Genomic DNA, 13,749 nt, shown 5'->3' on the forward strand with positions numbered 1-13,749 from the left:
GGGGTGTAAATTAAATGAGAAACTTACCTATTATTGCATTAGATTTTGATTCTGTGGAAGCGGTAGATGCATTCTTAGATCGATTTCAAGAACCATTATTTGTAAAAGTTGGAATGGAACTTTTTTATCAAACTGGACCACAATTGATATCATCGATTAAAGAACGCGGTCATGATATTTTTCTAGACTTAAAATTACATGATATTCCAAATACTGTGGGAAAAGCGATGGAAGGGTTAAGTAAATTGAATGTTGATTTAGTAAATGTACATGCTGCTGGCGGAACTGAAATGATGAACAGTGCTTTAGCAGGACTTAAAAAGCATAACCCTAACATTAAACTCATAGCAGTAACACAACTGACGTCTACAACGGAAGCAATGTTGAGAAATGAACAAAATATTCAAAGTTCGATTGAAGATGCTGTACTTAACTATGCGCAGTTGGCACAATCAGCTGGTTTGGATGGTGTAGTTTGTTCACCACTTGAAGCTGAATTGCTTAAAAGTGAATTAGGAGAAGCATTTTTAAAAGTAACACCAGGTATTAGACCATTAGATTCAACGAAAGATGATCAACAAAGAGTGACGACACCTGAAGATGCTAAAAAAATGGGGGCGACACACATCGTCGTAGGTCGTCCGATTACTAAAAATAGTAATCCAGTCGAAAGTTACCATAAAATTAAAGAAAGTTGGTTGAGTTAAATGGCAAAAGCAATTGCAAAATCATTATTAGATATTAAAGCAGTTTCATTATCTCCAAATGATCCATTTACGTGGAGTTCAGGGATTAAATCTCCTATCTATTGTGATAATCGTGTAACGCTGGGTTATCCAGATGTGCGACGCGACATTAGAGATGGTTTAAGCGAATTGATTAAAACAAATTTTGAAAATGTCGAAGTCCTATCTGGTACAGCAACTGCAGGCATCCCACATGCAGCTTATGTATCTGAAGTACTTAACTTACCTATGAATTATGTGCGTTCAAAAAGTAAAAGCCATGGTAAGCAAAATCAAATTGAAGGTGCATTAAGCGACGGTAAAAAAGTTGTAGTTATAGAAGATTTAATTTCTACTGGTGGTTCATCAATTACAGCGGTCAATGCACTTAGAGAAGCAGGCGCAGAGGTTATTGGTGTGGTTGCTATATTTACTTATGGCTTGAAAAAAGCTGATGAAGAATTTCAAAACGTTGGAGTACCATTTTACACTTTGAGCGATTATAATGAACTTATAGAAGTCGCGAAAGAAAATGGAGAAATTTCTGACAATGATATTAGTAGATTAGTTGATTGGAGAGACAACTTATCATAATATACTAAGTGGAGGGGATGTTATGACAAATGACCCGAAAGAAGCTTATAATCATTTCGCACACTTAAACAAATTTTTAAAAAAAGAGCAAGATTATAGACATCAAGATAATGCAGTATATGACAAAATCGGTTCAATGCAAACAGCTGAAGAAAATATTTATAAAAAATCTAAATCAACTATTAAACAAAAAGGACACATATAATAACGAACTTAATGTGACTTCTATATAGCTTTAATGTTGTTTAACATCATATTTGAGAATTTAGAATAAAAATAATGAGACAGAAATTTAATTTTTAATAGTTAAATTTCTGTCTCATTATTGTTTATACACGACAAACAATAATAATAGTTCTATCTTAAATAGTAATAACTAAATATTACATGGAAAAATCTTCCATTTTAACTGGATTGAGGATTCAAACTGTCGACAGTTTTTGTACACGTTTTCTTCAGGCTTAACCTCTAGTCTTCGGCTAGTATTTTTTATATGAAAGGTATTTTTGATAATCGTCGTGTACATTACTGTTACAACTTTGATACAGCTAATTCAATCTATTATTGAACCTTCAATAAAATTATATGCGTTATTTTAAAACTCCTATTCTTCCATACCTAACTCTTTCAATGCTATTTTCTCAAATGCTGATTCTCCTGATTTCATAGCAAATTCAGCAATAAACATTGGAAATACTGCATTAAATTCTATGATATGCTCTTTCATTCGTGGCCATATTTCACCACCAGCCTTACTGTATGCAGTTATAAGTTGATCTAATCCTTCTTCCCCGAATACACGATGGTGTCCCATAAAGTCCATTGATGGATCGGAGTGAGTTGCTTCAGTCCAGTCTATAAGACCTGTGACGTTTGCTTGGTTATCAACCATTATATGTCCTGGATGTAAGTCTCCATGTATCATGGTCGCATGTCGAGGCCATAGTTCGTCGTTTTCTAACCATTGTTTCCATCTGTCCCATAATTCATATGCTACGCCATATGTTTCTTTAACTTTATTCATTCTTCTTTGAAAGTCATCTTTTATTTCTTGTATAGTTTTAATTTTTATATGCTCTGCGGTAATGTTTTCTTCTGGTATATTGTGTAAATCTACGAGTGTTTCGGCTAATGTATTAATAAAGTTTTCTGGTACTGGTTTGTGTTCAATTTTCCAGACATAAGCTTGTATTTCTGGATCTATTGTGGCTGCAGGGTTGCCTGTAAGTTTTGGGTAAGCAATAAGATCTTTTGCATGTACTTTCCACTTCGGAATTTCAAATGAAACATTATTCTGTAAAAAGTCTACCGTTTGTTTTTCGGGTTTTGTTTGTTTATAAACGTCAGGTCTTCTCGGTAGCCTTAAAACCCATTCTATGTCATGTTCATCTTTTCCAAATGCAACTTGGAAATCAAGACCCGATTCATTCAATGAAATTGTTCGAGGTTGGATGTGTAATTGATGTTTTTCTGCAAGTTTAATTATTTCATTATGTTGAGTCATTTTATTGGCTCCTTATTTTTATTATATTTTCCTTATAAACGTATTTTTATCTTGATATAAATTAACGTAATCTGCAAACGATAACTGACTACACAAGTTTGGTATATAAAAGTATGAAATTATTTATGTTCTAATATTATAAATGATTGTACTTTCTGAGTATTATATAAGCATTGTTTTTCTATTAAAGACATTAAATTCATTGAACATAGTTTTGATGAAGAATCTTATTATCGCAGACTTTATAAAAACGTGATAAATTGCTATTTATTTTATTATAATACTTTAAAAAATTATTCCACATAAACTAAGGTATAGCTATTAAGTTATATCATAAATAAACCCTATACAAATTAATGCATAGAGTTTATCTGTATTCTGAACTCTCCGTATGTTTAAACGGAGGTGTTTATTTATATTGTTAAAATAGATGAACAATTTAAAGATCATATTTTAATTTTAAAACTAACGTATCATTATTTTAATAATAATATAGCACACCAATATTACTAAGGCAGCTATAAGTAATGGAATAATATAATAAGACATGAAATACCTCCAGTAATTTTATTTATATTTTAACTGTGAAACGTAAAAAGTAAAAGCATTATGGTCATAAATAAAGTATAACAATAATAGTCATTAAGATGTAACGCTTTAAATTATATTATAAAAGTTGCGTGCGATTAAAGGTAGTATGGCTTTATTGGTTGTGGTACATTTGGCCTTACAATATAAATGATAACTTTTGAAGATTGATGCACAATAATTTTAAATTAATTTATAAAGCATTTTGTTATTTATGAAAAGTTATTTTAAAAAGAGGGGGACTTATATGAAAATGGTAGAACAGTTGTTGAAAGACCATACAAAAAATATCATTATATGTATATTAGGGGCTTTTGTAAGTGCGCTAGCCGTAAACTGTTTTATATTAGGATCTAATTTAGGTGATGGTGGAACAGTCGGTATATCGTTAGCATTAAAATATGCATTTGGATGGTCACCTGCACTAACATCATTGATTATTAACACAATCGTTATCATTGTTGGTTGGAAATTTTTAAGTACACGTACTGCAATTTATACATTTATAGCGAATACAGCCATCTCTATTTTTTTAGATTTAACAAAAACTTTTAATACAGGCATAGATAATTTTGTTATAAATGCAACATTCGGTGGTGTTTTAGTCGGTGTTGGTATTGGACTAGTTATTGCTGCAGGCGGTGTCATTGGCGGAACATCTGTTATTGCAAAGATGTTAAATAAATATTTTGATATAAAAACGGCACAAGCTATTTTCGTATTAGATGGCCTAGTTGTCTTATCTTTTCTTTTTGTATTACCGCTTACCAATGTGTTATTTACTATAATAATGCTATTTGTTACAGAGAGAGCAACCTCATTTATCATTGAAGGGTTCAATCCTAAAAAAGCAGTTACTGTTATTTCTAGTAAAAATGAAATTATTAGTGATAGAATTAATAGTTTTACGGGTAGAGGATCAACTTTATTGAATGGTAAAGGTGGCTATGGTAAGCATGAAACGAGTATGTTATATGTCGTTGTTCCTCAATCACAAGTAACAAGAGTGAAGAAATTGGTGAATGAAGAAGATGAAAATGCCTTTTTAGTCATTCATGATGTACGAGATGTGCTAGGAAATGGCTTCATCAATTTATCTTAAATATTATTAATTTTTAGATATCTTATCATATTATTTTACTTATATTAGAGTGAAATAATGTTTGATTTTTTGATTTCTATATTGCTTTGTCGATTTTTTATGAAATATCCTTTATGCTAATGATAAGAAGCATTTAGGAGGTAAAATAATGGCAATACCAAAAATTACGACATTTTTAATGTTTAACGGTAACGCAGAAGAAGCAATAAATTTATATGTAAATACTTTTGAAGATGCTGAAATATTAGCATTGGTCCGTTATAGTGAAAGTGATAATGAGCCAACTGGGGCAGTGCAACATGCAATTTTTAGGTTGAAAGATCAAGTATTTATGGCAATTGACAACATGAATGGTGTAGATATTGAAATGAATCCAGCAATGTCTTTATATGTAACTGTTGATAACCCAATTGAAATGGAAAGATTATTTAATAAATTGAAAAGTGGCGGTGCAATTTTAATGCCTAAAACAGAAATGCCGCCATTTAGAGAATTTGCGTGGATACAAGACAAATTTGGTGTGAATTTCCAATTGGCACTGCCAGAAAGCAAATAATCATAAACAGAAGTGAATAAATGATTTTATAAAAATAGTCTTATCATCTATAAGATTTTGTTTCAGACATTGACTGTGAAATTGAATGGAAAAAGATTTTAATAGGACATCTACTTTAGGATTTATTATAAAACGATTAATAGTCTTATAAGAAGGTGTTTGATTTTGTGATAGCCACATCATTCGGATGATATGATGTAGCATCGCGATGATATTTGAATTCGTTTTCAGGGATTGTTTCAACTATTTCATTAACATGTTATGACATATCATTTGTGGGAGTAAGAACTGAAGTTTCCATTGGTAGTGTAAGTTGAAGCATATTATAATCTTTATATAAAAGGTACCTCGTTAATTTAGCTTAGCAGTCTTTATCAATTGATTTATTCAACATAATAAATGCCACCACTGTTTAATTTATATATATTATAATATTTTTGGATAATATTGGCAGTGATTTGGGCCGACTCCTGCGGGAAGAGCGCTAGCCGAAGACTACAGGCTAAGGCAGTGCCCGCGGAAAGCGTGCACAAAAAAACTGCCAACAAAGTCGTAGACTTTGTCGACAGTCTGGGGCTAATTCGTTTTTTTTAAAAACGGATTAGTCCTTTATTTTAAGAATGGAGATTTATGTCCCAGCCTCATTATGCTATTTGACTTTTAATTGTTGAATGTAATCATAGTCTGGAGTAGCATAAAGTGTTTTTTGATTGTCGTATGTTACGAAACCAGGTTTAGCCCCTGAGGGTTTGTGAACATGTTTGATTTCAGTGTAATCAACTGGCACCTGTGCAGAACTACCAGCTTTTGAAAAATATGCTGATAACATTGCAGCTTCTTTAATTGTTTCTTCACTTGGCTCATCGCTTAGAATGACAACGTGTGAACCAGGGATATCTTTAGTATGGAACCAAAGATGATGTTTTTTAGCTTGTTTATTAGTTAAATAATCGTTTTGCTTATTGTTTTTACCAACCAAGATTGTATCGCCATCTGTAGATGTATATGCTTGGATTTGCATCGTCTGTTTCTTTTTCTTCTTGCTTTGTTTACGCTGCTTCATAAACCCTTGATCAGCTAACTCGTCACGAATATCATCAATTTCATCGACAGAAATATGTGTAAGTTGTTGCTCGATACTTTCAAAGTAGTCAATGTTTTCTTTAGTTAATTGAATTTGATGTTGTAATTCATGTTCACGCGTTTTTAATTTATTATACTTTTTATAATAATTTTGTGCATTAACAGCAGGTGATTTTGTTGGATTAAGTGGTATCGTCACTTCTTCGCCATTATAATAATTAAGCGCAGTAAGCGATTCATCACCTTGCTTAATACGATAGATATTAGCAGTTATAAGTTCACCAAATAATTGTTGTTGTTCTTTTTCTTTGGTACCTTCAAGTTCGTCTATTAACTTACTTAATTTGTTTTGTGACTTGTGAAGTTGTTGTTGAACAAATTTTACTAAGTCGTTGGCACGCTGTTTAACACGTTCTCTTTCTCCACGCGCATCATAATAACGATCTAATAAATCATGAAGTGAGTCGTAAAGTACTACGTCATCATAGAACTGGTCTAATTTCATGAAATAGAAATCTTCTTTTCCAGATTCATGATTTTTATGGAAAACAGGCGTGGGCTCACCTTGAATTTCCTCGAGTACTTCATCAAAAGCTTCCGGTAAAGTTTGTGTCGTCATAAATTGTCTACGGTTTGCAATCTCATTTGTAATGAGAGGACTAAAACCTTCGAAATGATTGAGTAATTGTCGTGCAATTTTTCCGCTATTAAAATCGATATATTTTAACGCTTCGACTCCAGAAATTTCAAAAGGATTAATTTTATTTTGAGTTGGAGGTGCTTCATATTGAAAGCCGGGCATAACTGTACGATATTGATTAGTGTTTGGTGTTAAATGCTTAAACCCTTCAATAATTTTACGATTGTCATCTACTAATATTAAATTACTGTGTTTGCCCATAATTTCTAAAATGATTGTACGGTAAATCGTATCACCGATTTCGTCCTTACTTTGAACATCTATTTCTACACGTCTATCATTACCAATTTGTCTTACTGCTTTAACAATACCACCTTCGATGTGTTTACGAAAAACACGGGCAAACATTGGTGGGTCAAATGGATTATCATATTTTTTATTTGTTAAATGCATTCTAGTAAAACTAGGATGGATAGAAAGTAGAAGCTGATGATTTTTACGATTTTGTCGGATAACGACTAACATCGTGTCGTTTTCGGGTTGATTTATTTTATGAATTCTTCCATCTACTAGAAATTGAAGAGATTCCACTATTTTTCTAGTGAATAAACCATCATATGCCATTACTATCAGCCACCTTATTTTTAGTCATTCATCATATTGTAACATGGCAATAAGAAATCTTCATGGTCAAAGTTTGTCCTTTGCTATGCTATACAACTAATTAGAGATTGTGGTATCATTGTCTAATAATAGTAGAACAGTTTAGAGAGGTAGTAAGTCATGGAAAATGAGAAAGGTTTGTTGATTGTACTATCTGGACCTTCTGGCGTTGGAAAAGGTACAGTTAGAAAAAAAATATTTGATGACCCGTCCACATCTTATAAGTATTCTATTTCGATGACAACACGTGACAAGCGTGAAGGTGAAGTCGATGGTGTTGATTATTTCTTCAAAGCAAAATCAGAATTTGAAGAATTGATTAAACAAGATCAATTTATAGAATATGCTGAGTTTGTGGGGAATTATTATGGTACACCTGTACAATATGTTAAAGACACAATGGATCAAGGTAATGATGTGTTTTTAGAAATTGAAGTAGAAGGTGCTAAACAAGTGCGCAAAAAATTCCCAGATGCACTATTTATTTTTCTTGCGCCACCAAGTTTAGATCATTTGCGTGAACGACTTGTGGGTCGTGGAACAGAATCCAGTGAGAAGATTCAAAGCCGAGTGCATGAAGCGCGTCGAGAAGTTGAAATGATGAATTTGTATGACTATGTTGTTGTTAATGATGAAGTAGACTTAGCGAAACAACGTATTCAATCAATAGTAGAAGCTGAACACTTGAAGAGGGAACGTATTGAAGCAAAATATAGAAAAATGATACTGGAGGCAAAAAAATAATGTTACAACCACCATTAAACCAATTAACAGATAAAATAAACTCAAAATACTTAGTAGCAACTACTGCTGCAAAACGTGCACGTGAATTGGATGAAAAGCCTGAAACTGCATTGTTAAATAAATATATTTCAAAAAAACCTGTGGGTAAAGCCTTAGAAGAAATTGCTGACGGTGAAGTTTTTCCTGACGAACTATTTTTAAAATCTTTCTAAAAAATAATGAACTTGAAATACAAGTATAGAACATATGCGTTTTGAAAATGGAATTTTTAAAGTGAGCCTGAGACATAAACAAATGTCTCGGGCTCTTTAACGATAAAGTTCTATATTCTAAATAAAGAGCACCACGCTTACGCTAAAGATTTAGTGTATGTAATCTACTTGTTGAATCAGTGAAACTTAGACTGAGGAATAATTTAGCTAAAACTTTTAACTACGAGTTATCCTTTTTCGGAGTGGGACAATGAAATAATTATAGAAAATAAGGTTTCCGTCTCGCCCTTTTTTAATTTAGTTACTAATTTGTGTATAATGATGAGTAATTAAAGTATTCTTAAAAGCTTAAACATTAAATTTAAATTTGGGCTTTCACATAAAATGTTGACTTGAAAAGTCTTATTTAATTCATTTGAAGGAGAATGACAATAATATGAAACGAATATTACTCGCTGTTACAGGTGGTATTGCGGCATATAAAGCGATCGATTTAACTAGTAAATTAACACAAGCAAATTATGATGTAAGAGTAATGCTTACTGATCATGCTCAAGAATTTGTTACGCCACTAGCTTTTCAAGCAATTGGTAGAAATCCAGTTTACACAAGTACTTTTAAAGAGCAGAATCCAGAAGAAATACAACATGTTGCGCTAGGCGATTGGGCGGATGCCATTGTTGTTGCTCCAGCTACTGCAAATACAATTGCAAAATTAGCTAATGGCATTGCTGATGACATGGTAACCTCTACATTGTTAGCTACTGAAACACCAAAGTTCATTGCACCTGCTATGAATGTGCATATGTATGAAAATCCTAGAACACAACAAAATTTAGCTACTTTGAGTTCAGATGGATATTATTTTCTTGAACCCGGCGAAGGCTTTTTGGCATGTGGCTATGTAGCAAAAGGTAGAATGGAAGAACCTTTACAAATTGTAGAACGATTGAATCAATATTTTAATGAAACGACTCAAAACGCGATTTATAAAAATAGTCATTTTGAAGGAAAACGTGCACTTGTTACTGCTGGTCCTACTGTCGAAGAATTAGATCCCGTGCGCTATTTATCTAATCGTGCTTCAGGTAAAATCGGTTATGCTTTAGCAGAATCACTAACAAAACGTGGCGCTATAGTTACACTCGTTACAGGGCCAACTCATTTAACACCACCAGCTAATGTAGAAGTAGTCCAAATTCAAAGTGCGGAAGATATGTTTCATGCAGTTAAAACCCGTTTTGAAAATCAAGATATTGTGTTTAAAGCAGCAGCAGTATCAGACTATGCACCTGTAGATACACTTGAACATAAACTGAAAAAACAAGAAGGCACATTGTCAGTTTCATTTAAACGTACGCCTGATATCTTAAAGTATTTAGGTGAGCACAAAACACATCAATTTTTAGTGGGATTTGCAGCAGAAACACAAAATATAGCAGAATATGCTCAAAAGAAACTAAAAAATAAAAATGCTGATGTAGTAATTGCAAATAATGTAGGGGACAGAACGATTGGGTTTAGTTCAGATGATAATGACTACACAATGTACTATAAAACTGGTGATACAGAAGCGTTAGGAAAACATAAAAAGGTCGAATTAGCGGAGCATATACTGAATAGTTTAGAAACAAGGTGGCAATAATATGATAGCTAAGGTAATTGTTGATATACCTTCAAAGAGCGTTGATTTTACATTTGACTATATAATTCCTCTAAGACTACAATCAATGATTCAAGTAGGTATGCGAGTTATTGTTCCATTTGGGCCGAGAACCATTCAAGGTTATGTTATGAAAGTCACGGATAAACCCGATGGCAATATAGATACCGCAAAATTAAAGGAAATTAAAGAGATTCAAGATATCAAACCAGAATTAACAGAAGAGCTTATCCAATTAACTGAGTGGTATAATAATTACTTCGTTACAAAACGAATTTCAATGTTAGAAGTAATGTTGCCAAGCGCTATTAAGGCGAAATATACAAAAGTTTTTTTAATTGAAGATGTAGACGCAGTTCCAGAAGCTCTTAAAGTTAAGTTTGACAAAGAAGGTCAATATCTATATAAAGAGGCTCAATATAATGATGACTTAGGCCAAATAGTACCATTGTTAAAGCAAGGTATAGTATCTGAAATGACACTTTTATCTCAAAATGTTAGTAAAAAGAAACAACGTGCTGTAAGCATTATAGAGGGTTTCGACTATGATAGCGTCTTAGGTTCTTTGGAAAAATCAAAAAAACAGTACGAGCTCTATGCTTATTTATTAGACGAGCGTCATCATACGGTACTATTAAAAGATTTAGAAGAAATGGGCTTTTCTAAATCAAGTATTGATACTTTAATGCGTAAAGGTTTTGTAGAAAAGTATGATGCTATTGTTGAACGTGACCCCTTTGAAACACGTGTTTTTGAACAAGATCAAAAACAACAACTTACTGATGATCAACAAGCGGCATATGACTCTATACTAGAAAATATTCGAGCACGTCAACAACGAACTTATTTGCTTCATGGTGTCACTGGGTCTGGTAAGACAGAAGTTTATTTACAAACGATTGAAGAAGTATTGAAATTAGGAAGACAAGCAATGATGTTAGTACCAGAAATTGCTTTGACCCCTCAAATGGTTTTAAGGTTTAAAAGGAGATTCGGCGATGAAGTAGCAGTATTGCATTCTGGTCTGTCCAAGGGTGAACGCTATGACGAATGGCAGAAAATTAGGGATGGTAAAGCGAGCGTAAGTGTAGGAGCGCGATCAAGTGTTTTCGCTCCGTTTAAAAATTTAGGGATGATTATAATTGATGAAGAACATGAGTCTTCATATAAACAAGAAGATTATCCTAGGTACCATGCCAGAGATATAGCCCAATGGCGAAGTCAGTATCATAAATGTCCTTTGATTTTAGGGAGTGCAACACCAAGTCTTGAAACTTATGCACGAGCAGAAAAAGGCGTTTATGAATTGTTGTCATTACCAAATAGGGTCAATCAGCAAGCATTGCCAGAAATTGAAATAGTAGATATGAGAACTGAACTTAGTTCAGGTAATCGTTCGATGTTTTCTGAGCAATTACGCAAATCTATACAACAAAGATTAGATAGAAACGAACAAATCGTACTATTCCTAAATCGAAGGGGATATGCTTCATTTATGTTATGTAGGGATTGTGGTCATGTGCCACAATGTCCAAACTGTGATATTTCACTTACCTATCATAAATCGACAGATCAACTTAAATGTCATTATTGTGGACATCAAGAAGTTCCACCCAATAAATGTCCGAACTGTGAAAGTGAGCATATTAGACAAGTGGGTACAGGCACCCAACGAGTTGAAGAGTTATTACAAGAAGCCTTCCAAGAAGCCCGTATTATACGTATGGATGTGGATACAACTACAAGAAAAGGCGCACATGAAAAACTTTTAGATGATTTTGGAGCAGGTAAAGGAGATATTTTGCTTGGTACTCAAATGATTGCTAAAGGTTTAGATTTTCCAAATATTACATTAGTGGGCGTTTTAAATGCTGATACCATGTTAAATCTTCCGGATTTTAGAGCTAGTGAAAGAACGTATCAATTATTAACCCAAGTTTCTGGTCGAGCTGGTAGACATGAAAAAGAAGGGCAAGTTATCATCCAGACATATAATCCAGAACATTATGCTATTAAAGATGTTCAAGCTAACGATTATACAGCCTTTTTTAATAAGGAAATGAATTACCGTAAAATGGGGAAATATCCACCCTATTTCTTTTTAATTAACTTTACGGTTGCACATAAAGAAATGAAAAAAGTTATGGAAGCATCGAAACATATTCATAAAATTTTGTTACAACATTTAACGGATAAAGCATTAGTACTCGGTCCATCGCCGGCAGCTTTATCTCGTATTAACAATGAATACCGTTTTCAAATTTTAGTGAAATATAAAAGTGAACCCGCATTACATGAGGCACTAAAATACTTAGACGATTATTATCATGATCAATACTTAAAAGAAAAATTATCTTTAAAGATAGACATAAACCCCCAAATGATGATGTAAATTGGTAGTATACGTGCTTAATAGTAGTGTTTTTAAAGCTTTATGAGGTTACTGAAACTTAATTAAGGGCAGAAAAAGGGCAGGTAGTTCAACTTGGGATATTTCTAATTTCTCGGTTGACTGTTTGTCTATTTTTCTGTTGTAGGGGTGTATATAGTGGTAGTAGTTTTTCGATTATATGTCCCACTTTTTTCATAATAGCTTTTAACAAAACTTCCATTTCTTCTAACAAATCAGTATGTGTATGTCTGAAAGTATGTGACGTAACTTTTTTATATTAATTATAGTTTACTAAGTATATCTAATATAATAATATTATGTGGTATACCTTAGGGTGCTGTTAGATAGAATAGGTCTAATACATGTCCATAAGGCGTACATCCAGACATACTTTCTAAGTCCACACTTGTGTTTAGAGTGGTTTTTAATTAAATAACTATAGAATTTATTTAATATAAAGGAGAAAAAATGTATTTAAGATATTGGAAAAACACTTTTAATTATAAAGGTGTCTCGAAGTTCAGTCATTTACTATTATGTGTTTTAATAAATTTTGTTATTTTGATACTATATTTAATATGTGGTATCTTAATCCCTTTAGAATGGGAAAATACCTTTGTTGATATTTATTATTGGATATTGTTAGCCATGGTTTTTCCAACTATTTCTATGATAGTAAGAGTTGTGCGTAGGTACATACATAGGTTTAAAAATGTTAATTAAAGTTTAAAAAATAAAAAGCATTTAATATATTTTTTTATGGTAATACAACTACACGCAACACTGTTTAGGAGTTGCGTTTTTACTGTCGACAAAGTATCTGACTTTGTTGGCAGTTTTTTGTACAAGCTTTTCGCGAGCACTGCCTTAGCCTGTAGTCTTGGGCAAGTACTCTTCCCACAGGAGTCGGCTCAAATCACTGCTAATTTTATATGTAAATAGTATAATATATAATTTAAACAGTGGTGATGTTTATTATGTTGAATAAATCAATTGATAAAAGAAAGCAATATGAAATAACCCCTATCTATGAATTGGTTCCTAATAATTATTTATTACATAAAATCGATGTAAAATTACATCGTAGTATAAGATGAATGAGATATAGAGGATTTAGCAAAAATTTACATGGATACCGTGCTAATTTGTGCTTTTTTGTATTCAAATATAAAAAATAACGATTGATGATTTTACTCACCAACCGTTAAAAGTGTACAGCCTTTTATTTCATTCCCCCTATTTGGGGTCAGTCCAAATTAAGCGTAGGGTTTGTCTAAGTTTTG

Annotated in this window: 11 protein-coding genes and 1 pseudogene; 9 read left to right on the top strand and 3 right to left on the bottom strand. The window is 32.6% G+C overall.

Annotated features, from left to right (window positions below; all coding sequences use genetic code 11):
* The first annotated feature begins 14 nt into the window (after positions 1-14).
* The 3 genes from pyrF to ACF91D_RS18045 are packed head-to-tail and all read left to right on the top strand — an operon-like array spanning position 15 to position 1,524.
* Positions 15-707, top strand: coding sequence for an orotidine-5'-phosphate decarboxylase (gene pyrF / locus ACF91D_RS18035; protein ID WP_208181574.1), 693 nt, complete (start codon positions 15-17; stop codon positions 705-707).
* The gene (gene pyrE / locus ACF91D_RS18040; RefSeq protein ID WP_039066829.1) at positions 708-1,319 is read left to right on the top strand and encodes an orotate phosphoribosyltransferase; all 612 of its coding nucleotides are present in this window, start codon (positions 708-710) and stop codon (positions 1,317-1,319) included.
* 22 nt (positions 1,320-1,341) lie between these two features.
* The gene (locus tag ACF91D_RS18045) at positions 1,342-1,524 is read left to right on the top strand and encodes a hypothetical protein (protein ID WP_039066827.1); all 183 of its coding nucleotides are present in this window, start codon (positions 1,342-1,344) and stop codon (positions 1,522-1,524) included.
* A gap of 399 nt (positions 1,525-1,923) precedes the next feature.
* Here ACF91D_RS18045 and ACF91D_RS18050 read toward each other — a convergent pair whose 3' ends face one another.
* Positions 1,924-2,823 carry an Mph(C) family macrolide 2'-phosphotransferase gene (locus tag ACF91D_RS18050; RefSeq protein WP_327620639.1) on the bottom strand — a complete coding sequence of 300 codons (900 nt, stop codon included), beginning with the start codon at positions 2,821-2,823 and terminating at the stop codon, positions 1,924-1,926.
* An 835-nt stretch (positions 2,824-3,658) separates the two neighbouring features.
* Between ACF91D_RS18050 and ACF91D_RS18055 the strand changes: the two genes are divergently transcribed.
* Positions 3,659-4,513 (top strand): YitT family protein, encoded by an 855-nt coding sequence (locus ACF91D_RS18055; RefSeq protein ID WP_039066824.1) that lies wholly within the window; start codon positions 3,659-3,661, stop codon positions 4,511-4,513.
* 148 nt (positions 4,514-4,661) lie between these two features.
* Positions 4,662-5,069: a VOC family protein gene (locus ACF91D_RS18060; protein ID WP_017724238.1), complete on the top strand. Its 408-nt coding sequence runs from the start codon at positions 4,662-4,664 to the stop codon at positions 5,067-5,069.
* 27 nt (positions 5,070-5,096) lie between these two features.
* Here the strand turns inward: ACF91D_RS18060 and ACF91D_RS18065 are convergent.
* A pseudogene (locus ACF91D_RS18065) lies at positions 5,097-5,391 on the bottom strand (IS5/IS1182 family transposase); the annotation flags it as partial.
* 327 nt (positions 5,392-5,718) lie between these two features.
* Complete coding sequence (locus tag ACF91D_RS18070; protein WP_039066822.1) at positions 5,719-7,416, bottom strand: Rqc2 family fibronectin-binding protein; 1,698 nt, start codon at positions 7,414-7,416, stop codon at positions 5,719-5,721.
* 159 nt (positions 7,417-7,575) lie between these two features.
* Between ACF91D_RS18070 and gmk the strand changes: the two genes are divergently transcribed.
* The 4 genes from gmk to priA all read left to right on the top strand — a co-directional run bounded on the left by gmk (position 7,576) and on the right by priA (position 12,466).
* Positions 7,576-8,199, top strand: coding sequence for a guanylate kinase (gmk, locus tag ACF91D_RS18075; protein WP_017724241.1), 624 nt, complete (start codon positions 7,576-7,578; stop codon positions 8,197-8,199).
* Positions 8,199-8,411: a DNA-directed RNA polymerase subunit omega gene (gene rpoZ / locus ACF91D_RS18080; RefSeq protein ID WP_029377521.1), complete on the top strand. Its 213-nt coding sequence runs from the start codon at positions 8,199-8,201 to the stop codon at positions 8,409-8,411. Before gmk ends, rpoZ begins: the two co-directional genes overlap by 1 nt.
* Before the next feature lie 436 nt (positions 8,412-8,847).
* The gene (gene coaBC / locus ACF91D_RS18085; protein WP_039066820.1) at positions 8,848-10,056 is read left to right on the top strand and encodes a bifunctional phosphopantothenoylcysteine decarboxylase/phosphopantothenate--cysteine ligase CoaBC; all 1,209 of its coding nucleotides are present in this window, start codon (positions 8,848-8,850) and stop codon (positions 10,054-10,056) included.
* Position 10,057: 1 nt separating this feature from the next.
* On the top strand, positions 10,058-12,466 hold the full coding sequence (priA, locus tag ACF91D_RS18090) for a primosomal protein N' (RefSeq protein ID WP_101050785.1): 2,409 nt from the start codon (positions 10,058-10,060) through the stop codon (positions 12,464-12,466).
* Positions 12,467-13,749: the final 1,283 nt, after the last annotated feature.

Source organism: Staphylococcus sp. 231237_7MaSpsaltlick, assembly GCF_043107035.1.